Consider the following 22,879-nt stretch of genomic DNA (forward strand, 5'->3'; position numbering starts at 1 on the left):
CGATGCTCAGTTGGACTTTGCCCCACTCTAAGGGTTGAAGTCCAACTGAGCACAAAGGTTTATTTTGTATGAATTTTTAGCCATTGCAATACTTCGTTCAATGCGATTGGCGAAAATGTTTGTTCAATGCTGGCGTATTCAGTTGGTGAGCCGGTTTTACATTCTTGAAACAAGTGGTTCAGGTTTGGCAGCTCTTTTGTGGTTACTTTTTTGTTCCTGGCTTTTGTCAATGCTTTTTTTATTGCTGCTAAATTTATTTTGGGAGGAACTTGTAAATCCTTTTCTCCATTAATAGCCAAAACCGGGCATTTCACTTTTTCCAATGCAATAGCTGGATCGTATTTGATGAAATATTGCATCCAGGGGCTGGTAAGTTGACCCACTATCATTTTTAACAGATCATCTTCACTCATTCCTGCTGGCCTTTCGGCGCTTAGAATATCTTTTATGGTTTGTTTGAAATAGGTCGTTAAAGCAGTGTTTAACTGTTCAGTATTTGTGGATTGTGCAACAATATCAAAAGCGCCTTGGTTGATTTTAAGGTTCTTTTGTAAAACGGAATCCACAGTGCCAGCTGCTTTGCCGATTAACTCTTGCTGCAACAGCAGCAATTGGTCACCTGGAATTCCCGTTCCTGCCAACAAAACGATAAAAGCAATGGCTTTGGAATGCGTGGCAACCATCGGGGCAATGATGCCCCCTTCACTATGCCCAATTAGGCCTATTTTCTTTTTGTTTATTTCTTTTCTGGACAGCAAATAGTTTACTCCTGCTTCAACATCGCTTGAAAAATCCAATGAGGTAGCCGTTTTAAAATCACCTTTTGAGGCTGCCGTTCCTCGGTCGTCAAAGCGCAGAACGGCTATTCCGTTTTTGGTTAAATAATCGGACAATACCAGAAATGGTTTATGCCCCAATAATTCCTCATCTCTATTTTGAGCACCACTTCCACTTATCAAAACTACCGCAGGAAATACGCCCTGCTTTTGCGGCAAGGTCAATGTCCCGGCTAAGGTGATGCCTGCTTTGGTATTTTCAAAGCTTACGTCTTCTGAATAGTAGGGATAAGGTTTGCTTGGCTCTTGCGGCCTGGCTGGTTTTTCTTTTTCAATCGCTTTTTTAGATAAGTTCAAGGGAAAAGATTGTCCAGCTTGTTTAAAATTGCCAACGACAACATTGTCATTCCCTAAAACACCCTCGTATTCAATTTTTGCGCTTGAAATTGCGAGTTTTAACGTTGAATTTTCAAAGCTGGTAGTCGTTACCGGGATGTCTTTTGCGCCCTGGTCTGGGCTGTCCATGGTTGAACTGAATCCAGCATCCGTTTTACTGACATTGAAAACTATCCTTAATTGGATGCCCTGAACTTTTAACACACCGTTCCATTGCCCAGTAATGTCTTGCCCAAAAACCAGGTAGGACATAAAAATTGCCCACAATGACAGTGCTATCTTTTTCATATACAGTGATTTTAAACATTAGACTTGTTGTAACGGGAGCGCTTGAGACCAAAAATAAGGGATTACTTCGACAAGCTCAGCATAAATTTTCCACCCTGAGCCCTCCTTCAAATCTCCTTCACATACTTCACCACATCCGCCCCAAACCCTAGTTCCTCATACAACTTCCGCGCCCGTTCATTCCCGGCAAAAACATTCAAAGTCAACCTTTCATATCCCTCGCTGATGGCCCAGTCCTCTGCTTTGGCCATTAGCACTTTGCCGACACCCTGGCCTCTCCCGGCAGGAGCTACGATGAGGTCAGAAATGTGGCATTGTTTCCCTTTAAAATAATGATCGCTGCCGGGGTGCAAATGGATGAAACCAAGTGGGGTTTGCGCCTGATCTTCGGCAATAAAAATGGTTGCCCCATTTTGTAGAGCGGTTACGAATACTTCGGAATCCGTCTTGACCATCACCTCGGCATCGCGCCAGGGTGGCAAGCCAAATTCGGCGTAACTGGGGAGGAGCCCTTGGATAAAAGGGAGGTCAGCAGGAGTTGCAGTACGGATGGTGATATTGGGCTGCATGGTTGTTGCGTGTTTAAAATCTGCACAAACATACAAATCCTTCCACATCCGAATGCTCGCTCAGGCATTGCTTACAGGCCCAAGAAATTTTTCGGTGTATTCAATCCCTGAATTGATCAACTCTTCCTTCATTTTTTCGCTCAGGTTAAAATCGGTAGCCAGGATGCCAAAATCATCGAGGGCTATGCTGCGGCGGCGTTGTTCAGGGTCGTTGGCGTAGTCGATGTTTTGGGATTCGAGCAAGGTTTCAAAGGTGTTTTTGACGTATTTATACCATTCACCATACCCGAATTTGTCCAACTTTTTGCGTTGATGCAGGTCTTCCAGGCGGAAGCCGATGGTGGCAGGATTCGGCTCATCTCCTTCATCAAACACATTGATGGGGTAGTTCAGCACCATGCCGCCATCCACATACAAGTGGTCGTCGGGATTGTTGTTTCGGAACTGCCAGGCGTTGAAAAAGAGGGGAATGGACATATAGGCGCGAACCGCTTCAGCTACCACTACATCGGGCTTTTTTTTTACCGAAAATTCTCGCACCTGATGGGTATAAATGTCGGAGGCAAAAACGTGTAAATCCCGGCAACCTTTGGCATTAAAGTCAGCAAAAGTGGCATTGGAGCTCAAACCATGTTGAGAGGTGGCAATTTGATTTTCCAGCCATTTGAGGAAAGCATCGCCGGGGTGGAATCCATAATACCAGAATTTTTTCCAAAACCATTCTTTGTCTTGAAACTGCTTAAAATTCAGGTTTTTGATGGTTTTGGTAATGTAGGTCGCGTCGTACCTCAAACTGAGCAGACAAGCGGTAATGGCGCCAGCAGAGGTGCCAGCTACTTTTTCGATTTGGGCTAATATGCCTCTTTTTTCAAGTACTTGCAGGGCCCCGGCGTAGGCGATACCTTTTACGACGCCGCCTTCGAATACGAGGTTGGTGTAGGTGTTGTTCATTGTTTATAGGAGGATTGGTTTTAAGATCATTAAAGGTGGTTTGTTTTTTGAATAGGTATTGGAAGACAATCAAAATTATATGCTGTTGGTTTATTTTCGGATTCGGACAATATTGTTCAGTTTCGAACGGCCATGTGGATTGCCTTTGCTTATAAAAAATTGATTGATAAAACATTGTGTGCCTGGTATGAAAATTGAGGAAATAAAGGTTGAAGCTCTAAAAGGAACCAACCATGTGGAGGAACTATCTCAAAATTGCCTTGCGCAATCTCGCCAAAGACAAACTATTCAGTGCCATCAACCTGTTTGGCTTGAGCATTGGCCTCGCTGCCTGCTTGACCATCTTTGTGTACGTGCGTCAGGAAGCTAATTACGATCGTTTCCACAGCAAATCCGAGCGCATTTATCGGGTGAGCCGTTCCTTTATTGATCCAGAAGGGCTTAGTGAAACGGTAGAACTTGGAGCAGTGGCTCCACCATTTGCACCTTTGTTGAAAGCAGAAATATCAGGCATTGAGCAGACTATCCGCTTTTTGGAATACGACAACGTGGCCATGCAAAGGGAAGATCTGGTATTTTTGGAAAGTGATCTCTTTTTCACAGAAGAGAACTTGTTTAACATTTTTGATATAAAAGTCAAAGAAGGTAACCCCAAAACAGCACTACGTGAGCCTTTCAGTGTGATGCTCTCGGAGGAAATGGCCAAAAAATACTTTCCGCAGGGCAATTACCAAAATCAGGAAATTTTACTTTTTTCTAACAAAATACCTTTTCGGATAACTGGAGTTTATGAATCTTTGCCCGCTAATTCGCATATGCATCCTCGTTTTTTGTTTTCTTTTAGTTCGCTGAACGACGAGCGCATGTACGGGAAGGAACGTTTACAGACCAACTGGTTTAACAATGCCTTTTATACCTATCTCCTCCTGAACCCCAATGTTGAACCTGAAACGATAAGTAGTCGCTTCGATGCATTTTTGGATAAACACCTAGCCGCTTTTGCAGATAGCCCCAAGCCCAAATTCAAACCCCACGAAGAAACTCAATTACACCTGCAAGCCCTCAACGACATCCACCTCGACAGCCATACTGCCAGCGAACTGGAAGAAAATGGCAGCCGCAGTCGGGTGTGGATGTTTGCCTTGATTGCGCTCTTTATTTTGGGCATTGCGGGGGCGAATTACATGAACCTTTCTACGGCCAAGGCTGCCACGCGGGCACGAGAAATTGGCGTACGTAAAGTATCGGGAGCCAATCGTGGGCTGATCATTCGGCAGTTTTTGGGCGAATCAGTGTTCTTGGCGGCCATTGCTACCTTTATTGGGCTGGTGTTGACCAACTTGGGTGGGCTGAAGTTATTGAGCCTCATGTCGGGCAAAAATTACACCTTGAACGGAATCTGGCATTGGCAGGATTTGCTGCTATTGCTGGGTTTTCCAGTCTTAATAGGGGTGCTGGCAGGATTGTACCCAGCCTTTTTCCTTTCAGCCTTCCGCCCAGTGGAAGTGCTCAAAGGCAACCGAATGGCGAAATTGGCCAATACAGGAGGTGCCAAGGTGGCCAATTTGCTGCGAAAAAGTTTGGTAGTGGGGCAATTTGCCATGTCGGCGGGTTTGATCATTGCCACACTTGTGGTGTTCAAACAATTGCGTTTTATTCAAAATAAAGAACTGGGTTACGACCGCGATTATGTAGTGACCCTGCCCATGTTTACGCGCCTGGAAGAAAAATTCCCGGCCATGCGCGAGGAGTTTTTGCGGCAGCCGGGAGTAATCAACGCTGGACGTAGTTCACAAATTCCAACTGAACGTTTGCTCAATAGCTATGGACAGGCGCGGGTAGGTAGTTCCAAGGAACCCGTGGGTAAGGGCTTACAATTTGTCACTATGGATTTTGATTTTGTTTCCACCTTGGGTATACCCCTATTGGCAGGGCGCACGTTTACCCGCGAACATCCAAGTGATAGTACCCAAGCATACCTGTTGAACGAAACGGCTGCGATCAACCTGGGCTGGAAAAACCCCAAGGAGGCAGTAGGTCAACAGATCACTTATAACAATCGCCCCGGCGAAGTCATCGGGGTGATGAAGGACTTCCATTTTGAAAGCCTGCACGAAAACATCCTACCCCTGATCTTTTTCCCGGATTTTGGAGGAGGGTACTCGTCTATTTCGGTCAAATTGGACGGAGATAATTTGCCACAAAGCCTGGCAGGACTGGAAAGCGCCTGGAAAAAAGTAGCACCAGATCTGCCCTTTAGTTACAATTTCCTCGATGCGAATTACAATCGCCTGTATGCTGCGGAGCTGAGTCAGGGGCGTTTGTTTACGGTGTTTGCTCTCTTGGCCATTTTAGTGGCTTGTTTGGGCTTGTTCGGTTTGGCCGCCTTTACCACGCAGCAAAGGGTCAAGGAAATTGGCATTCGCAAGGTACTGGGGGCTTCGGTGTCGGGGATCACGGCCTTGTTAGCCAAGGATTTTATTAAATTGGTTTTGATCGCCATAGTAGTTGCTTCACCCGTAGCCTGGTATTTGATGAAACAATGGCTGGAGGATTTTGCTTATCGAATTGAAATCCAGTGGTGGATGTTTGTGTTGGCTGGTGTCCTGGCCGTAGGGATTGCGTTTTTGACCATCAGTTTTCAAAGTATTAAAGCAGCTTTAGCCAATCCAGTGAAGTCCCTAAAAAGTGAATGAGCCATAAAATCTAGCATCATGTTCAAAAACTACCTGACCGTTGCCATCCGCAGCTTGCTGAAGCACAAGGGTTACAGCCTGATCAACATCATGGGACTGGCACTTGGAGTAGCCTGTTGTTTGTTGATTTTGATTTATGTTGCTGGCGAAAGCAATTACGATCGGCAATGGCCCAATGCCGAGCGGATCTACCGCATGTCGCTGGAGCGCATTTACCCGGATCGGAGCACCGGTTATGCCATGGTGCCGCCCAGTTATGCCCAATCGGTGAAACACGAGTGGCCGGAGGTAGAGGAGGCCGTACGCATAACCGCCAATGGGGGCACCGCTTTACTCAAGCGGGGAGACAGGGTTTTTGAAAAAGAAAATGCCCTTTCTGTAGACTCTACTTTTTTCAAGGTTTTTCAAATTGAACTGCTGCAAGGGGATGCCGATCAGTGTTTGCGCGACGCGAACAGCATCGTTTTGACCGAATCCACGGCCCGGAGGTACTTTGGCAAAACCAGGGTAGTGGGTGAAAATTTGCAATTGTTGGGCGGGCAAGAACCTCAACAACTGAGCGTGAGCGCAGTCTGTGCCGATTTGCCCGAAAATGTCCATTTCAAGTTTGATATCCTGGTTTCCACCAAAGGCAATCAATTTTTAGCGCAGCAAAACCACATTGGCTTTGCGGCAAATACCTATTTTTTGCTGCGGGAAGGATCGGATGTCAAAGCCCTGGATGCCAAATTTCCAGCTGTAGTTGAAAAATATGCCGTAGGGGAAATCCAGCGCAATTTTGGGGTGACCTGGGCGCAGTACAAAGCAGCGGGAAATGGCTACCACTATTACCTTACCGCCTTGCCCGATATCCATTTGCACAGCCACCTGGAGGGTGAACTCCAACCCAATGGTGATGCTGCCACGGTGCGCATTTTTACCTGGATTGCCCTGTTCATCCTGCTTATTGCCGGCGTCAATTTTATGAATCTGGCAACGGCGCGCAGCGCAGAACGGGCCCGCGAGGTAGGCATTCGTAAAGCCCTGGGGAGCGAGCGAAGTTTGTTGACTGCCCAATTTTTGATCGAAGCATTATTGGTTAGTGCTGCTTCGGTAGCGATTGCGGTGCTGTTGGTCTTTTTGGCCTTGCCTTCCTTCAATCAATTGGCGGGCAAAACGTTCTCACTGTGGGCTTATTTGGATTGGTCGACTGTGCCAGGATTGCTGGGCTTCGCGGTGGTGCTGGGTTTATTGGCGGGTCTGTATCCGGCCAGTGTGTTGTCTGGTTTCCGCCCGATTGAGGTACTGAAAGGGAAATTTACGGCCAAAAAAAGCGGAGCCTGGTTGCGCAATGGATTGGTGGTGTTTCAGTTTGCTGCTTCCATTGCCATGATCATCAGTACTTTGGTGGTTTTTTCCCAGATGGGTTTTATTGCCAATAAAAAATTAGGCTTCCAAAAAGAACAAATATTTGTGTTGCACAATGCTTTTGCGCTGCAAGGGAAAACGGAGGCATTCAAACAGCAGTTGCTCAAAATTCCGGGGGTGGAAGCCGTAGGTAGCAGCAGTGAAATGCCCGGCGGCGAAGACTGGTTTGGCACCACCTTCAAAAAACCGGAGGACAATGAATCGGTCACCGGCCGCGCCGCCATTGTCGACGATGATTATGTCCAGACCATGCGCTTGGAACTCCTGGAGGGTCGGTCTTTTTCCAAAGAATTCAACGATTCCCTTTCTGTCATCATCAATGAGCGCGCTGCGCAAGAACTAGGTCTTGGCCCGAATCCGGTGGGCAAACGTTTGATCCAGCCCGGCAGCTTTTTTGACCCCAATCAAGGGGATGTAGCCTTTATAGTGATTGGGGTGGTGAGTGATTTTCATTACCAAAGCCTGCATGAACCCATCGCGCCCCTCTTTCTCCAGCACAACCGGGTATTTCAGGGAAACAATACCCTGCTTGCGGCAAGGGTTCAAATGGCCCACAACCAATCCTTCATCCAGGAGGCTCAAAAATACTGGAGCATTTTCGCACCAGATCAACCCTTTCACTACAGTTCGCTCGATGCCAATCTGGATAATTTGTACGCCAACGAAAAACGCACCCAACTCATCTTCGGCATTTTTGCCTTCCTGGCCGTGTTTATCGCCTGCATTGGTCTTTTGGGTTTGTCGACTTACATGACCTATCAGCGCACCAAAGAAATTGGGGTTCGCAAGGTACTGGGCGCAACTGTGATTAGCATTACCAATTTGCTGGCCAAGGACTTTTTAAAGCTGGTGTTGATTGCCATCGTGCTGGCTACTCCGGTATCCTGGTATCTGATGGATCGTTGGCTGGAGGATTTTGCTTACCGGATTCAGTTGCAGTGGTGGATGTTTGTGCTGGCGGGCCTGTTGGCCGTGGTGATCGCCTTTTTGACCATCAGTTTCCAAAGTATAAAGGCGGCATTGGCGAATCCGGTAGAGAGTTTGAGGAGTGAGTAATTTTTTCGTAAATAGCGTTCTCGGGAACTCAAAAAAGTGTGCCAAGGTTAAGACTAAGATCTTAATTTTGGCATTCTTTTTTGAGCACGTTCCAATAAAATAAAATGAACAATATTGACGCCCATACGGGAATTGCCTCCTCCTTCCGCTCTGACAAGGCGGAAATAAAAACGAGCAATACGGAAGGCCGGGGTTTGTTTGCCAAGGAACCTTTCCGCAAAGGTGAAATCGTTTCCGTGCGAGGAGGGCATATCATTACGCGCCAAATGGAGGCCCAAATGGAGAAACCTGCTGGCTATTGGGGTTATCCAATTTCAGATGAATTTGTGCTGGCGCCCTTTACCACCGCGGAAGTTGAAAGTGTAATGATGTTTTTAAATCACTCCTGCGAGCCCAATGTGGGTATACTTGGGCAAGTCATTTTTGTTGCCATGCGGGATATTGATCGGGGCGAAGAATTGACCATAGATTACGCCATGTTTGGGGCTGATAAAGAACCGATGCGCTGCAATTGCCCGTCTTCAGCCTGCCGTGGGCTGATTACGAACTCGGATTGGCAAGCGGAAACCTTACAAATAAAATACAAGGGATATTTCTCAGCTTATGTGCAGGCGAAGATTGATAAACAAGGTGTTGTTTAAGCGCATTAAAAACTGTTTATTCAGCAATGTGATTGTTTTTGATATAGCTTTGGGCAAGAAAGAGGAAAGCTATTTAAAGCATAAACCCAGCTTAGTAACGCAGAAAAACTAACTTTCCGATTTGGGGTTTGAATAAAAGAAAAAAATATGCCTACATTAAACATTAACATACCTCGATTTTATTGTCTTTTGAGAAAAGAGTTTCTCTATGACGGAACTGCTCATGTTGGAGAGTACATAAATGTTTGTGTGTTCGGAGTCGCGTCAATTTCCGGAAGAGCGCTCGGTTTCCATGTTTTAACTGAAAATGGAGCTGTAATTTGGAGGCTACCAATTAATGCCTTTTGCCACATAGAAGGTGCTGTTTTTATGCCTGTTGATTATTTGCAGTTTTGGGATTGTTTTAGTTACGATGTTACTTGCACAAAATTCGAAAGACTTTCTGAAAGTAGAGTAAAAATTCATTTGAAGGATGGAAAATGGGAAGGTGGTCAATACATGTTCACCCTTGACTGGTTTGGAAATGAAGATTCAGAAGAAGCAGGAGAAGGTGGTCATAAATGTGCTCATATAATTGCAATGGACAATGGTAATTTCTGTGCTCAACCCAATAATCGACTTCAATGGTTTTGTCCTGCCTTTGTTACCCCTTTTAAAGAAAAACCAAACTATTTAACCAATACTCGAGTCTGGAAAGTAGAACGTGAGCAAGAAACTTCAAATGGATATTTTTACGAATCAAATCAAATTAACTCTCAAGAACAGAGTAAATTATATGCAAAAGGAATTCGCACAACTTCGACGGATTTCGATTTAAATCAATCAACAAACCCTGAGTAAATTAATGAAAAAAACACCATCAAGACAATAAACTCACCTGAAAATCGGGCTGAATGACAAACGGTATTAATCCGGGAATTATCCCGAATTAATGCCGTTTATCATACCCCCTAAAACTTACTTCACCCCAATCCAATACAATCTCCCCTGGTCCGTCACCGCATACAGCGCGCCATCTTTCCCTTGGGTCACATCCCGAAAACGTTGGTATTCTCCCGAGAGCAGGCGTTCTTCACCCACCACCTTGTTGTTTTCGATCACCAAACGGGCGATGTGCATGCCGCTCAAACAACCTACAAAAAGGTTGTTTTTCCATTCCTGAATCTGATTGCCGCTGTAAAACGTCATGCCACTGGGTGATACCGATGGATCCCAATAATACACGGGTTGTTCCAGGCCTTCTTTTTGCTGGATCGCATCGCCAACTTTTTTACCACTGTACTCTATACCGTAGGTAATGGTGGGCCAACCGTAGTTTTTTCCGGCGCGAACATGGTTGATTTCGTCGCCACCTCTGGGGCCAAACTCATTGGAGAACAGATCTCCAGTGGCAGGATTTAAGGCCAGACCTTGTACATTGCGGTGACCGTAGGAATACAACTCCGGTCTTGCGTCTGCTTGGCCTTCAAAAGGGTTGCCTTTTACCGGCTTGCCATCCTTGGTGATGCGTACAATTTTTCCCAAACCTGAATTCAATTGTTGCGCCTGCGGGCGGGTCACCAGATCGGAGCGCTCGCCGGTGCTGACAAAAAGGTTGCCACTTTTGTCAAAAAGAATCCGTCCACCGTAGTGCAAACTTCCCCGGTGGGCAGGAGTTGCACGGTAAATCACTGTAGCATTTTCTACTTTGCTCTCATCCGCCGAAAGTTTGCCCTTGGCTACCGAAGTATGGGTGCCACCCTCTACACTTTCCGAAAACACCCAGTACAACATCCGATTTTGAGCAAAATCAGGGTCTGTGGTAATGCCCAGCAAGCCACCTTGTCCGTTTGAATTCACGGCGGGTAAACCCGTAATCGCCGGGCTCAGTTCGCCAGTGGTTTTGGCAATGCGCAAGGTGCCATTCGCTTTTTCAGTAATGATTAGCCTGCCATCCGGGAGGCTGGTGATGCCCCAAGGGGAGGACAATCCTTCACTGAGCACTTTAAATTCATAAGGCGTTTTGGTTTTTACTCCACCCACTCTTGTCTGACCAGCGAAGGCGGGTTTGTAATCCGAATTCGGGGCATTGGTCTCAACCGGAGTAGCGGTAGAAGTAGGTGCTGGATCATTTACTTTTGCGGCAGGAGCCTGCCCACATGAAGTAAAAACGAGGCTGCTCAAGGCCACAAAGAATAAAGCAGTTGTTTTCATAAGAGACTTGATTTTAAGTGGCATATCTACTTGTTGAAACCAAGTTAGAAGCCAGATAGTTTGTTGTGATCGTTTAAGCACTTAAAAACGGAATGGATAACCTAGGAATTGTTCACATCAGGGGGCCTTTACCACCTTATGTACCATTTTTTGCCGATCTACTTCCAGTACACAAATGTATAGTCCCGTATTGGCACTCGCCTCTGGTGTCCATACCGCTTCATAGTCTCCCGCAGTCTTGCGCTCTTCATGGACGAGGGTGACCATTTCTTGCCCCAATGCGTTGTAAATCCGCAACGATAAGGTACCTGGAGCACCAATCGAATACCGAATGTGCAATTGTGTATTGAATGGGTTAGGAAAAACCTCCCGGATGCCGAAATCGCTGCGTACCGACCGGGTTTTGGTACTCATTGGTGCAAAAGAGCTTGGCAAACTTTCAATTGAATTGCCACTTACTGCCGAAACAGCGTACCAATATTGTTGCCCATCGATGATGCTGCGATCCTGGTATTGAGTGCTACCGGTGACCGCCAATAAATTTTTGGGCTCTTGCATGGCCAGCAACCAAAAAGGCTCCCTCTCTGCCTGTACCCGATAGATGGCGTACATCCGTGCCTTGGCCTGCCGCCCATTGGCTTCGGGAGCGCTCCAGCTCAGGTTGATCGAATTGGTGGCGGGTACCAGGTGCAGATTTTTGGCGACACCGGGGGCCTCCAGGGGCTTCCAGGGCATAATCGGTGGCAGGGCGGGATTGCTGTAAATGCGGTTGCACAAGGAATCTGCCAGCCCTTGAGAATTAAGTCGGGAAAGGTTGGCTGCCCGGAACATGATCACCCCGGGGATTTCTTTTTGCCGGGTAAAATAAATCTGATTGGGAATTTCGGAGGGACTGTACAATGGGGCCGTCCCCGCCGTGCTCGGATCGGCACGGTAAATGGCGATGCCAGGATACAGGTGGCGACCATTCATTTGGGTCTTCCACCAATTGGCCAGTTTTTCGAAATCCTGATTGCCGCCAAACTTCCAGTACAATTGAGGGGCCAGGTAGTCGATCCACTGTTTATCCAACCACACTACTGCATTGCCATAAGTGACATCTGCACCAGAAAGGCCGGAAATGCCCGGAGGGACTCCACTGCGCCAGATTCCAAAGGGACTGATTCCATATTTAACCAAGGGCTTGAGTGCATAGGTAGCTGCACCCAGTTCTTGTACAAAACGATTGATGTTGTCTTCACGCCAGGCATTGAGGGTCATGCCGTTGCCGTATTTGGCAAAACTGGCGGTATCCTGACTGCCAATGCCTTCGTAAGGGTAAAAATAATCATCGTAATGCAACCCATCTACGTCGTACCGCTTGACAATGTCGGTGGCCACATCGATGATGTATTGGCGGGCAGCGGGGATGCCCGGGTCTAGCAGCAGGATGTTGCGGATGTTGATCATCCACTCGGGGTGGCGGATGGATACGTGTAGGGAGTCCTTGGGGTAAGTCGAATTGGTACTGCGGATGACCCGGAAGGGGTTAAACCAGGCGTGCAACTCCATGCCGCGTTTGTGGGCTTCCTGGATCGCAAATTGTAGTGGGTCCCAAAATGGATTGGGGCTTTGCCCCTGTTTGCCGGTGAGGTAATAGGACCAGGGTTCAAGGGCGGACTGGTAAAAAGCATCACTCTCGGAGCGCAATTGAAAAAAAACAGCATTGACCCCAGCCTTTTTCAGGTCGTCGAAAATGCGCAGCAATTCGCTTTGTTGTTGTTGTGGAGAAGCACCCCGGGTAGGCCAATCTAGATTGATCACGGTAGAAACCCAGGCTCCGCGAAATTCGTATTTGGGTGCAGTCACAGGCTGCGTCAAACCCCAGAAGGCAAAACACAAAAAAATAGGGAGGAGGACGCTACGGATGATCATTTGGTGTTTATTTGAATATATATCCCGAATTTAGGGTAAAGCTTGCAAATAAACGCGGTAGTAATGGGAGCAAAAATAAATATTCATTTTTTCTGCGTCAAAGAATCAGATAAAATACTTAAAATGAATTGTTTACTTATTTAGGCCTTTGGCAAAATGAAATATTCATTTTTTATTGCCCAGCAATTTCAATTTTCCTTTGTCAACATTTTGATGGTGGTCTTTTCCAGGGCGCTCAGGGTTTGATCGCGCACCTGAATTAAGCTGCTGCGAATCATACAAGTAGCTTCATCGGGGCAATCCAGGCAAGGTTCATAAAAACGCAGGGACGCACAAGGCAAAAGCGCAATGGCCCCATCGAAAAGCCGATAAATGTCGGCTAGGTTGATCTCCTCCGCGTCTTTTAATAAGTAGTACCCACCACCGATGCCTTGTTTGCTGCTAACTAAAGAAGCCCGTTTGAGATCGATTAAAATCAATTCCAGAAATTTCTTGGGGATGCTGGACTTGGAGGCGATTTCGGCGGTTTTGATCAAATTCCCTTTTTCCTGTTGGGCCAGATAAATCAAGGCTTTGATGGCATATTTGGCTTTCTGTGAGAGCATTACGATTTCTTTTGGGCAACAACCATATATTGGTGAATCAGAGAAGTATCGTCGCTGCTGAGCAATTGAAAACCGGCTTGTTCCAATTCTTCTTCCACCAGATGTTGTGGTACACGGATAGATTGGGGGGGTAAAAATTCGCCTTGCGGCAAACGTTGACGTTTTACGTCCACTATGATGATTTTCCCTCCGGGAGCAATTCCATTTTTCAGGTTTTTGAGGTATTCTACCCGATCGCCAAGGTATAGGTAGGTGTTCACCAAAAGCACCACATCAGCTTCGTTAGCGCCCAAATGTGGATCATCAGGGTCCGCCAGGCGGGTTTCCAACTTGTTTTGATCGGCATCAGACAATTCTACGGTGCGGATACTGTCAATTACGTTGATCAGATTTTGATTGATGTCAATGGCAATGACTTTTTTGGCCATAGGCGTCAGGCGGAAGGCGAAAAAGCCAGTACCTGCCCCAATGTCAGCCACCACTTTGTTTTTAATGTCGCCCATACGGTCGAGCACCAATTCGGGCTTTTGCCAAATCATTCGATTGGTATTGCTATAGTCATCACTCATTCCGGGTTGACCATCGGAGTCAATCTCGTTAGGGTCTTCAGTGTATTCTCTGGTGGGATCTGGGCCGGAATTCCAGCATCCGGCCAGGGACAAACACAGTAAGGCAATGGCAAAAAGGACAGGGTATTTTTTCATATCATTAAAAAGCAGTTAGAAACAACGCTGAGCGCTAGTTTAAGTTTTGGGAGGTTTACGTCCACGCAAAAACTTAAACTAGTTTTGAACTCCAAAGTTACGAATTCAGTTGATTTGCACACTAGCGTGCCAACAGCATTTACAATGAAATGAAAAAATTAGTTCTATATTGCCTGACTAAATAATTTTCCGCCTGGTTGTTTTTGCCAATAACGGGCATCGAAAGCCAAACATATGTTGCGCAGGAAGGGCTTTCCAAGATCAGTGACCCTTAAATGTTGGCCATTAACCTCAATCAAACCATCTATTTTCAGTTCTTCCAAACGGGCTGGAATGTCCTCAAAACTCTCTGATTGTAATGCAGGATTGCTCCAATCCGTTTCATAACGGCACATGATGTTGAGGATATGGGTGCGGATGATCTGGTCTTCTTCTGACAACAGATGCCCTTTACTAATCGGGAATCGCCCAGCGTCAATGGCTTTTTGATAATCTTCGATGAGCTTCTCATTTTGCATAAAGCCATCCCAGCTATCGCTGATGGAAGATGCGCCGAGGGCGATGCTCAGGCGGGTGTAATGGGGCGTGTAGCCCATAAAATTGCGGTGCAAAGTGCCTCGTCGCATGGATTTGGACAATTCATCGCCAGGCAGCGCAAAGTGATCCATCCCAATTTCCAGGTAGCCCATTTCTTCCAACAGGTCTCGGCCCAACTCATACAAGGCTCTTTTGGCTTCACCCAGGGGCAGGTCTGCTTCTGAATAGGCGCGTTGACTGGGTTTGATCCAGGGCACGTGAGCGTAACTGTAAAAAGCAATGCGGTCGGGGCGCAAGGTTTCCAGTTTGTGCATAGTGGTCCGAATGTGCTCGGGCGTTTGCAACGGCAGGCCAAAAATCAGGTCGTAATTGACGCTGGTGTAGCCGATCTCACGGGCCCATTCGGTAACCTGTTGCACCTCCAGTTCGGTTTGTTGTCGATTGATGATTTCCAGGATTTCGGGGGCAAAATCCTGCACCCCAACACTGATGCGGCGGAAGCCCAGGTTGTATAAGGTTACCAAGTGCTCGCGGGTAGTGCTGAAAGGATGAGCTTCAAACCCAAAGTCGACCTCTGAAGCAATGTCCGCGTGTTCAAAAATTCCTCTAATGAGCGCGTCTAACTGATCAGGATGAAAAAAAGTGGGCGTTCCGCCGCCTAAGTGTAATTCTTTGATGAGGGGTTTGCCAGGTAAATTTTTGAGGTACAAGGCCCACTCTTTCAGGATAGAGGCCACATAAGGCTCCTCTACTGCATGATTTTTGGTGATGCGTTTGTTGCAACCGCAATAGGTGCACAATTTTTCACAATAAGGCAAATGGATGTACAAACTGATGCCCCGGTCTTGTGAAAATGCCGTGCGGATATGTTGAATCCATTGTTTTTCAAGAATGGGCTGTTCGTCCCAGTAAGGAACGGTAGGGTAACTGGTATAGCGAGGTACGGGAGTGTTGTATTTTTGCAACAAAAGGGAATTTGACATGGCGATCGGGAAATTTTGAGAACCAGCTCATCAATAAAGCGGATTCGCGGGTAATGCATAATTTGCCAACAAATGTAGAATCGACTCATTTTACGGTAAATGATCATCGTCAGTGCAGGGGGTGAAAATTGTCACCTATTTGAGGAATGCAAAAAATGTTTATTTTTACCGGAGAATAGGATGAATAATCAACAAAGAGACCTTAAAAATCGTCTGGAAGTTCCAAAAAATACTGCTCTGATAACGCCCAAGTAGGGTTGTTCTACAATCGTCTCCACAAAACTTGCTATCGAATTGGTGGGTACTTGAGCCCCAGTATATTGTTATTTATTTACCTAAAATACATTGATTATGTTCAAACATTTAATCACCCTGCTTTTTTTGACTGTTACAAGCGTTCTTTTTTTGAATGCCCAAATTACGCTGCCACCCAGTGGCGACAACCAAAAATGTGAAGTTGTACAACACATTGGTCTGGTCAGAGCCGCAGTGATGTGGGGCAGCCCGGATGTACATGGTGCCAATGGTGAAGATCGTACTGGCAAAATTTGGGGCGAGTTGGTGCCTTACGGCCTTAGCAACCTCGATTTTGGTTTGAGCGACGAAAAAAACCTGATGCCTTGGCGAGCTGGAGCCAATGAAAACACGGTTTTTGCCGTATCCCACGATGTTATGATCGAAGGCAAACCATTGCCCGCTGGTAAGTATGGCCTGCACATGATCCCCGGTAAAGAAGAGTGGGTGATCATTTTTTCCAAAAACCACAGCGCCTGGGGCAGCTATTTTTACCGCCAGAGTGAAGATGCCCTACGAGTAACTGTAAAACCTCAAGCCCATGCCTACACGGAATGGCTGACTTACGAATTCGATGATCGGATGCCCAATGGTTGTACGGTGCGGATGCGTTGGGAAAAACTGGCCGTGCCTTTTAAAGTGAGCGTTCCCAATGTCAACGAGTATTACCTGGCCAAAATTCGGCAGGAACTGCAAAATGAAGCTGGTTTTGATTACCGGGGCTTCCTCGCTGCATCGCAGTTTTGTGCCCAAAACAAGATAGCCATGGAAGAGGGCCTGGCTTGGGCGGAGGATGCGATCAGCAGAAAATACATTGGCCAGCGCAATTTCCAGACTTTGTCCAACAAAGCCCAAATTTTGACTTTAATGGGGCGCAATGATGAAGCTGCCGCAATCATGAAGGATGCCATCAAGGAACCAACAGCAGGCATGCAGGACATCCATATGTACGCCCGCAGCTTGCAGGCCAGTAAAAAGAACCAGGAGGCCCTGGAAATTTTCAAACTCAATAACCAGCGTTTTCCAGAGGAGTACATGACTCTTTTTGGACTAGCTCGTGGTTATTCAGCAATGGGCGATTACAAAAACGCATTGAAGTATGCCAATCTGGCGCTACCTAAGGCGTCGAATGCACAACAGAAGACTCAAATGGAAGGGGCGATTGCCAAACTCAAAGAAAACAAGGATTTTAATTAGAGGGTGTGGGTGTGAATGTGTGATGGTGTGGGTGTGTTGGCCTTTCACCGTCCAAGATTCTCTCTAACGCCAAACCTTACCTCCCGAAAGGCCTATCCTTTCGGGAGGTTTCAGGCAATGTTCCAATTTTAGGCTGTAAAGAACCAGCCAAGGTTTGTTGTTTTGGAACCATTTTTCCCCATTTGCCGTTACCCGCTTCATTAAACGGCACCCATGGAAACACCATCCGAAAAATATCCGCGCACTTACCATTTTCCCTTCTCGGAAGGTGCGGTCAACGACGATCGCATTCAGGAGGAATGGGCGGAGCTGTTGACCAAGGAGATCGTCATCACCGAAAAACTGGACGGCGAAAATACCTGCCTCAAAGCCAATGGCATCTATGCCCGTTCTCATGGTGCGGTCAACCAAAACCCCTGGGCCAAGCCCATTTGGGAAATTTGGGAGCGAGTGGGAAAATCCCTGGGCGACCTCCACCTTTTTGGCGAAAACCTGTACGCCATCCACAGCATTACTTACGAACGACTGGACAGTTATTTCTACCTCTTTGCCGTGCGTGACAATGGTCAATGGTTGTCCTGGGACGAAGTGGATTGGTATGCACAGCTCCTGGATTTGCCAACCGTTCCCGTTTTGGAACGCGGCTACTTTTCCAATACACAATTGTCAAACATCATTGCAGAACACCAAGCGCGAGGTAGTTTTTTGGGTGGAGAAAGTGAAGGTGTCGTTTGCCGGAATGCCGCAGCTTTTCCGGAATCCGATTTTTCCACCAACGTGCTGAAGTACGTTCGCAAAAACCATGTACAAACCGATGAGCACTGGACGCGCAACTGGCAAAGAGCCCAACTTTGGTTTGAACGGCCAGGTTTTTCAGCAACAGCAGGTGAATTGGGCGCTGATTGAGTCTTTCGACTGGATCGCCCCCTTGCGTACTTGCCCACAAGAACCGGAGCACCACGCCGAAGGCGACGTGTGGACCCATACCCGCATGGTGATAGAAGCCCTGCTGGCCCTGCCTGCTTTTCAGGAATTGGCCGAGCGGGAACAGAGTTTGTTGTTTCACGCTGCCTTGTTGCACGATGTGGCTAAACCGCAATGTACCATCATCGAAAACGGCAAAATCAGTTCACCTCGACACGCAAAGATTGGAGAAAAAGTGGCCCGGGAAATCCTCTGGGATTGTGAAACCGGGTTTCGGGAAGAAGTATGTGCCTTGGTACGCCAACATGGTTTACCCCTCTGGATCATGGACAAATCCGAACCCATCCGGGCCGCCATCCTGGCCAGTTGGCGGGTACGCAATGAATTGACCTACCTTCTCGCTAAAGCAGATGTGTTGGGCCGCATTAGTGCGACTTGTAATGAGCTGATGTACCGCGCCGACTTGTTTAAAGAGCTTTGCCTCGATAACCAATGTTTTGAACAAGAAGCCACCTGGTTTAACCCCCATAGCCGCTACCGCTATTTTTGGTCGGAAGAAACTTATCCAGTAGAGATTTTTGACGACACCGCTTTTGAAGTGATTGTGCTGTCGGGCATAGCGGGCAGTGGCAAGGATACTTTTTATACCCAAAACTATGCCCATTTACCCCTGGTTAGCCTCGACGAGATTCGCCGCGAGCTGAAAATTCGCCCCGATGACCGCGACGGGCAGGGCAAAGTGGCGCAGCTAGCCTATGAACGCGCCAAGGAATTTTGCCGCCGTAAACAATCTTTTGTCTGGAACAGCACCAATCTGACTTCCGAACTCCGTGCCCGCCTGCACAACGCCTTGCGGGTATACAATCCCCGCTTCAAAATCGTTTACCTGGAAACAAGTCAGGAGAATATTTTTAGCCGAAGGAAGGAGGATATTAAAAGTAGTGTTTTGACAAGGATGATTCAACAATTGGACATGCCGTTGGTAGGAGAAGGGCATGAGGTGAAGTGGGTGAGAGGGTAGGGACTAGGTAAAATAAAATTTTCTTTATGTTATTTTAAGCGCCAAAAGTAACATAAAGAAAATTTTATTTTACTTTTGAATTTAAATACAGTTCTATGATTGAGCTTGAAAAATACCACTCCGGAGAAATTGAGCAAAGCCCCACTGGTTATAAATACTTCTTACCTAGCAAGATTAATGACTCTTGGAGATGGGATAACGCTCAAATTAATAGTCTTCTGGAAAAAGCTGCGATTAAATTGGGGGAGCTCAACTCCTTTTCAAAATTAGTTCCCAATATTGAGCTGTTCATTCAATTGCACGTTATTAAAGAGGCTGTAATATCAAGTAGAATAGAAGGCACCCAAACAAAAATGGATGAAGCCTTATTGAGTGAAGAAGAAATATCTCCTGAAAGACGAAATGACTGGAAAGAAGTCAACAATTACATAAAAGCACTAAATAATGCAGTCGCAGATTTGGATAAATTACCCATATCATCTAGGCTCATTAGAAAAACCCACGCTATGCTCCTAGAAAATGTGCGTGGAGAATACAAACAGCCAGGAGAATATCGTACTAGTCAAAACTGGATTGGTGGAAGTAGTTTGGCAGATGCCGTATTTGTGCCCCCGCACCACAATTATGTGAACGAATTAATGGGAGACCTAGAAAATTTTATCCATAACGAAGAAATTAATATTCCTGCACTGATTAAAATTGCCATAGCACATTATCAATTTGAAACAATACACCCTTTCTTAGACGGAAATGGTAGGATTGGCAGATTACTTATAACTTTGTTTTTAATCGAACAAAGGATATTGGCAAAACCATTGCTGTATTTATCGGCTTACTTTGAAAAAAACAAAGGACTCTATTACGATAATCTCACATTTGTTCGAACCAAAAACGATATGACCCAGTGGCTAAAATACTTTTTAGTTGGCCTTGCTGAAACGGCTGAAAAAGCATCGGATACACTCTCTAAAGTCATTGATTTAAAAGCTGCATTAGAACAACAGCTAAATACTACCTTTGGAAGAAAAAGCCACAGTGCGATAAAGCTACTTACCCATTTATTTCAAAAACCAATAGTCCATGTAAAAGATGTACAAGATGTAACCGAACTTAGTTTCAAAGCTGCGAATAGTCTAGTCGCAGATTTTATTTCTGCTGAAATCCTCAACGAAAAAACCGGGCAGCATCGAAATCGAGTTTTTGTTTTTGACCAATATTTAGAATTGTTTTGACTTTATATCTTTAACAATATCAATTTCTTGATTTTCTTGTAACAAACACCCTTCAAACGCCGTATGTTTAGCCGAAGTGCAGAGATCACTGCGGTAGCTCACTTCAAACTCGTAAGTCATGTATTCTTAACTCTTCACTCCTAAAACCTGATCTTCCAGATCTCCCAGGCCTCCTTCATCAATTGCTCCCGATGCTCCGGATGCGCAATGTTTATCATGGCTTTGGCCCTTTCCTGAATGCTTCTGCCCCACATTTCGGCCACGCCGTATTCCGTTACGATGTAGTGTACATGGGCGCGAGTAGTAACTACACCAGCGCCGGGTTTAAGCATAGATGTAATGCGACTGATGCCTTTATTGGTAGCCGAAGGCAGTGCGATGATGGGTTTGCCACCTTTGGAAAGTGCAGCACCCCGGATGAAGTCCATTTGTCCACCTACGCCTGAGAAAATCTTGGTGCCGATCGAGTCTGCGCATACCTGCCCGGTGATGTCCACTTCAATGGCACTATTGATGGCCGTGGCTTTGGGGTTTTTGCGGATGATAGAGGTATCGTTGACGTATTCGATGTCCAGTACCCGCACCAGGGGGTTGTCATTGACGAAGTCGTACAGTTTTTGGGAACCCACCAAAAATCCTGTGACGATGTGCCCAGGGTGTTTGGACTTATGCTCATTGGTGATGACCCCCTTTTCAACCAGGGGAATGATGCCATCGGAAAACATTTCGGTGTGGATGCCCAGTTCGCGGTGATTGGACATGGCCAGTAATGCGGCATTAGGAATGGCCCCGATACCCATTTGTAGGGTTGCCCCGTTTTCGACCAGTCCTGCGATGTTTTCACCAATGCGTCGTTCAATATCGCTTGGTTCAGGAATGATATGGCTGGGCAATGGATAATTTACATCAATGACTTTGTCAAAACGGCTGATGTGGATGTTGCCATCGCCCTGGGTACGGGGCATTTGAGGGTTGATTTCGGCGATGAGGACTTTGGCAGATTGTGCTGCTGCCAATGATGTGTCTACGGAAACACCCAAAGTAACGTACCCGTGAGTATCCGGTGGAGAGACTTGTAAAATGGCCACATCCAGCGGAATTACTCCTCTCCGAAACAAGCGGGGGATATCGCTCAAAAAAACGGGCACAAAATCGGCCCGGCCATCCTGCACGGCCTCCCGCATATTGGCACCAGTAAATAGGCTATGTACGTGAAAACTATCCCGGTATTGTTCTGCTGCGTAGGGTGCAGGGCCTTCGGTGTGCAATTGATAAATCTGAACATTGCGCAGCTCGTCGCCACGTTCAGCGAGGGCTTTCACCAATACCTGGGGTGCAGCAGCAGCTGTATGGATGAAAATTCTATCCCCAGAGCGAATGACTGAAACAGCTTCCTGAGGAGTGACGGGTGAATAAGATTTAGAGCGCATGGATTTGACTGCTTTGTTTAGGGTTCAAAATAAGTGGCCATTCTTGGCCCCAGGAATGAGTTTTCTCTCCAAAGTTAAATGACTTTTGCAAAGGGTGTAAAAAGGAAATACCTTTGTATTGTTCAAACATACTTCATGGAATTTTCCAATTATTTGCCTTTGCCCCTCCGTGGGGAACATTCCATCTTTTACTACCTCTTGTTGGCAGTATTAGGGGCGCAGGTTATTTATTCACTGGGGATTGGGGTGTTGTTTTTTGGGAAAAGTTCGGGTGAAAAACGGTCCAATGCCTGTTACGGTATGTTGCTCATCACTTTTGCCCTTACCCTGCTGCACTATTGGCTGGTGTTGGCGGGCATTTACGAGCGGTATCCAAGTTTGTATTTTATCCCCATTTATGCCACCCTTAGCTTGCCCACCTTGCTTTTTTACCACGTCAAATTGCGCTTGTATCCACAGTATCAGTTGCGCCGTAGCGACTTGAAGCATTTTATACTCCCCATCGGGCAGTTTGTTTTTTTTGTGTTCATGTTTTTGTCCTCAATGGATTTTAAAGCTGATTACGGGCGGCAGTTTTTTAACCCGTTTTATGGGGCGCTGGAGCAAGGTTTATTTTTAAGCCTCTTTTTTGCCTACCTCTTTTTTGCTCGGCGCTACGTGGTGCAAAAGCGGAAAAACCTGCGCGATAAATCCGAACTGCGCAAGGTGCTTTACGCCCGTAAACTGTTGCAGGTGTTGTTTTACCTATTTTGTATCCATACCTTTTTTGTGCTCAGCGATTTCATCAGTTACCAGTTTTGGGACCTCAATTTGCGTTCGGTGAAGGCTTTTGCGGCACTGGGCATCCTTTCTTTTGCCGCCATTCTTTTCTGGTTGGGGGTATATGGTTTTCAGATTTTGTTGTGGGGAAGAAAAGTGTTGAATGAAAGATAGTTTTGAATGACGAATAGTTCGAATGACGAATGACGAATTTGGGGCTGCCCTAGATTTTTTGCGCAGCCCCAAATTCGTCATTCGAATCATTCGTCATTTCTCCTTACCTTCCCTCCTCGCTCAAAACCATAT

18 protein-coding genes are annotated in these 22,879 nt (G+C 46.4%); 9 read left to right on the forward strand and 9 right to left on the reverse strand.

All coding sequences use genetic code 11. From position 1 onward, the window contains the following. Window positions 1-59 precede the first annotated feature (59 nt). From SFV55_RS16120 to SFV55_RS16130, 3 genes are all read right to left on the reverse strand, one after another. The gene (locus tag SFV55_RS16120; protein WP_320030555.1) at window positions 60-1,460 is read right to left on the reverse strand and encodes an alpha/beta hydrolase; all 1,401 of its coding nucleotides are present in this window, start codon (window positions 1,458-1,460) and stop codon (window positions 60-62) included. 107 nt (window positions 1,461-1,567) lie between these two features. Further along, window positions 1,568-2,029 (reverse strand): GNAT family N-acetyltransferase, encoded by a 462-nt coding sequence (locus SFV55_RS16125; protein ID WP_320030556.1) that lies wholly within the window; start codon window positions 2,027-2,029, stop codon window positions 1,568-1,570. A 60-nt stretch (window positions 2,030-2,089) separates the two neighbouring features. Then, window positions 2,090-2,980 (reverse strand): patatin-like phospholipase family protein, encoded by an 891-nt coding sequence (locus SFV55_RS16130; protein WP_320030557.1) that lies wholly within the window; start codon window positions 2,978-2,980, stop codon window positions 2,090-2,092. 233 nt (window positions 2,981-3,213) lie between these two features. On the opposite strand from SFV55_RS16130, the gene SFV55_RS16135 reads away from it, so the two are divergent. The 4 genes from SFV55_RS16135 to SFV55_RS16150 all read left to right on the forward strand — a co-directional run bounded on the left by SFV55_RS16135 (window position 3,214) and on the right by SFV55_RS16150 (window position 9,620). Beyond that, window positions 3,214-5,676: an ABC transporter permease gene (locus tag SFV55_RS16135; RefSeq protein ID WP_320030558.1), complete on the forward strand. Its 2,463-nt coding sequence runs from the start codon at window positions 3,214-3,216 to the stop codon at window positions 5,674-5,676. Window positions 5,677-5,694: 18 nt separating this feature from the next. After that, entirely contained in the window at window positions 5,695-8,139 is a 2,445-nt protein-coding gene (locus SFV55_RS16140) for an ABC transporter permease (protein ID WP_320030559.1), read from the forward strand. 104 nt (window positions 8,140-8,243) lie between these two features. After that, on the forward strand, window positions 8,244-8,780 hold the full coding sequence (locus tag SFV55_RS16145) for an SET domain-containing protein (protein ID WP_320030560.1): 537 nt from the start codon (window positions 8,244-8,246) through the stop codon (window positions 8,778-8,780). A gap of 147 nt (window positions 8,781-8,927) precedes the next feature. Then, a complete protein-coding gene (locus SFV55_RS16150; RefSeq protein ID WP_320030561.1) occupies window positions 8,928-9,620 on the forward strand; it encodes a hypothetical protein in 693 nt (230 codons plus the stop codon). A gap of 117 nt (window positions 9,621-9,737) precedes the next feature. Here SFV55_RS16150 and SFV55_RS16155 read toward each other — a convergent pair whose 3' ends face one another. From SFV55_RS16155 to hemN, 5 genes are all read right to left on the reverse strand, one after another. Beyond that, entirely contained in the window at window positions 9,738-10,973 is a 1,236-nt protein-coding gene (locus SFV55_RS16155) for a PQQ-dependent sugar dehydrogenase (RefSeq protein WP_320030562.1), read from the reverse strand. A 117-nt stretch (window positions 10,974-11,090) separates the two neighbouring features. Beyond that, entirely contained in the window at window positions 11,091-12,887 is a 1,797-nt protein-coding gene (locus SFV55_RS16160) for a family 10 glycosylhydrolase (protein ID WP_320030563.1), read from the reverse strand. Between the two features lie 188 nt (window positions 12,888-13,075). Further along, window positions 13,076-13,492: an Rrf2 family transcriptional regulator gene (locus tag SFV55_RS16165; protein ID WP_320030564.1), complete on the reverse strand. Its 417-nt coding sequence runs from the start codon at window positions 13,490-13,492 to the stop codon at window positions 13,076-13,078. After that, a complete protein-coding gene (locus SFV55_RS16170) occupies window positions 13,492-14,196 on the reverse strand; it encodes a class I SAM-dependent methyltransferase (RefSeq protein WP_320030565.1) in 705 nt (234 codons plus the stop codon). Before SFV55_RS16170 ends, SFV55_RS16165 begins: the two co-directional genes overlap by 1 nt. Window positions 14,197-14,360: 164 nt before the next feature. After that, entirely contained in the window at window positions 14,361-15,716 is a 1,356-nt protein-coding gene (gene hemN, locus SFV55_RS16175; RefSeq protein ID WP_320030566.1) for an oxygen-independent coproporphyrinogen III oxidase, read from the reverse strand. A gap of 351 nt (window positions 15,717-16,067) precedes the next feature. Here hemN and SFV55_RS16180 point away from each other — a divergent pair, with 351 nt between their 5' ends. The 4 genes from SFV55_RS16180 (at window position 16,068) to SFV55_RS16195 (ending at window position 20,384) form a co-directional block, all read left to right on the forward strand. Beyond that, on the forward strand, window positions 16,068-17,207 hold the full coding sequence (locus SFV55_RS16180; protein ID WP_320030567.1) for a DUF2911 domain-containing protein: 1,140 nt from the start codon (window positions 16,068-16,070) through the stop codon (window positions 17,205-17,207). A gap of 213 nt (window positions 17,208-17,420) precedes the next feature. Next, window positions 17,421-18,113, forward strand: a complete 693-nt coding sequence (locus SFV55_RS16185; RefSeq protein ID WP_320030568.1) for an RNA ligase family protein — start codon at window positions 17,421-17,423, stop codon at window positions 18,111-18,113. Then, the gene (locus SFV55_RS16190) at window positions 18,022-19,152 is read left to right on the forward strand and encodes an AAA family ATPase (protein WP_320030569.1); all 1,131 of its coding nucleotides are present in this window, start codon (window positions 18,022-18,024) and stop codon (window positions 19,150-19,152) included. The genes SFV55_RS16185 and SFV55_RS16190 overlap by 92 nt, the downstream gene beginning before the upstream one ends. 98 nt (window positions 19,153-19,250) lie before the next feature. Further along, window positions 19,251-20,384: a Fic family protein gene (locus SFV55_RS16195; protein ID WP_413776713.1), complete on the forward strand. Its 1,134-nt coding sequence runs from the start codon at window positions 19,251-19,253 to the stop codon at window positions 20,382-20,384. A gap of 140 nt (window positions 20,385-20,524) precedes the next feature. Here the strand turns inward: SFV55_RS16195 and SFV55_RS16200 are convergent, their stop codons facing one another. After that, window positions 20,525-21,814: an acetyl-CoA hydrolase/transferase family protein gene (locus tag SFV55_RS16200; RefSeq protein ID WP_320030571.1), complete on the reverse strand. Its 1,290-nt coding sequence runs from the start codon at window positions 21,812-21,814 to the stop codon at window positions 20,525-20,527. Between the two features lie 135 nt (window positions 21,815-21,949). On the opposite strand from SFV55_RS16200, the gene SFV55_RS16205 reads away from it, so the two are divergent. Beyond that, window positions 21,950-22,747, forward strand: a complete 798-nt coding sequence (locus SFV55_RS16205) for a hypothetical protein (RefSeq protein WP_320030572.1) — start codon at window positions 21,950-21,952, stop codon at window positions 22,745-22,747. The last annotated feature ends 132 nt before the right edge of the window (window positions 22,748-22,879 follow it).

The sequence above is a fragment of the Haliscomenobacter sp. genome, from assembly GCF_033763495.1.
In the GTDB taxonomy this organism is placed as follows: Bacteria; Bacteroidota; Bacteroidia; order Chitinophagales; family Saprospiraceae; genus Haliscomenobacter.

Excerpts from the sequence above, each read along its gene's own strand:
- SFV55_RS16120 (WP_320030555.1), bottom strand. The coding sequence starts at position 1,460 with ATGAAAAAGATAGCACTGTCATTGTGGGCAATTTTTATGTCCTACCTG.
- SFV55_RS16125 (WP_320030556.1), bottom strand. The coding sequence starts at position 2,029 with ATGCAGCCCAATATCACCATCCGTACTGCAACTCCTGCTGACCTCCCT.
- SFV55_RS16130 (WP_320030557.1), bottom strand. The coding sequence starts at position 2,980 with ATGAACAACACCTACACCAACCTCGTATTCGAAGGCGGCGTCGTAAAA.
- SFV55_RS16135 (WP_320030558.1), top strand. The coding sequence starts at position 3,214 with ATGTGGAGGAACTATCTCAAAATTGCCTTGCGCAATCTCGCCAAAGAC.
- SFV55_RS16140 (WP_320030559.1), top strand. The coding sequence starts at position 5,695 with ATGTTCAAAAACTACCTGACCGTTGCCATCCGCAGCTTGCTGAAGCAC.
- SFV55_RS16145 (WP_320030560.1), top strand. The coding sequence starts at position 8,244 with ATGAACAATATTGACGCCCATACGGGAATTGCCTCCTCCTTCCGCTCT.
- SFV55_RS16150 (WP_320030561.1), top strand. The coding sequence starts at position 8,928 with ATGCCTACATTAAACATTAACATACCTCGATTTTATTGTCTTTTGAGA.
- SFV55_RS16155 (WP_320030562.1), bottom strand. The coding sequence starts at position 10,973 with ATGAAAACAACTGCTTTATTCTTTGTGGCCTTGAGCAGCCTCGTTTTT.
- SFV55_RS16160 (WP_320030563.1), bottom strand. The coding sequence starts at position 12,887 with ATGATCATCCGTAGCGTCCTCCTCCCTATTTTTTTGTGTTTTGCCTTC.
- SFV55_RS16165 (WP_320030564.1), bottom strand. The coding sequence starts at position 13,492 with ATGCTCTCACAGAAAGCCAAATATGCCATCAAAGCCTTGATTTATCTG.
- SFV55_RS16170 (WP_320030565.1), bottom strand. The coding sequence starts at position 14,196 with ATGAAAAAATACCCTGTCCTTTTTGCCATTGCCTTACTGTGTTTGTCC.
- hemN (WP_320030566.1), bottom strand. The coding sequence starts at position 15,716 with ATGTCAAATTCCCTTTTGTTGCAAAAATACAACACTCCCGTACCTCGC.
- SFV55_RS16180 (WP_320030567.1), top strand. The coding sequence starts at position 16,068 with ATGTTCAAACATTTAATCACCCTGCTTTTTTTGACTGTTACAAGCGTT.
- SFV55_RS16185 (WP_320030568.1), top strand. The coding sequence starts at position 17,421 with ATGGAAACACCATCCGAAAAATATCCGCGCACTTACCATTTTCCCTTC.
- SFV55_RS16190 (WP_320030569.1), top strand. The coding sequence starts at position 18,022 with ATGAGCACTGGACGCGCAACTGGCAAAGAGCCCAACTTTGGTTTGAAC.
- SFV55_RS16200 (WP_320030571.1), bottom strand. The coding sequence starts at position 21,814 with ATGCGCTCTAAATCTTATTCACCCGTCACTCCTCAGGAAGCTGTTTCA.
- SFV55_RS16205 (WP_320030572.1), top strand. The coding sequence starts at position 21,950 with ATGGAATTTTCCAATTATTTGCCTTTGCCCCTCCGTGGGGAACATTCC.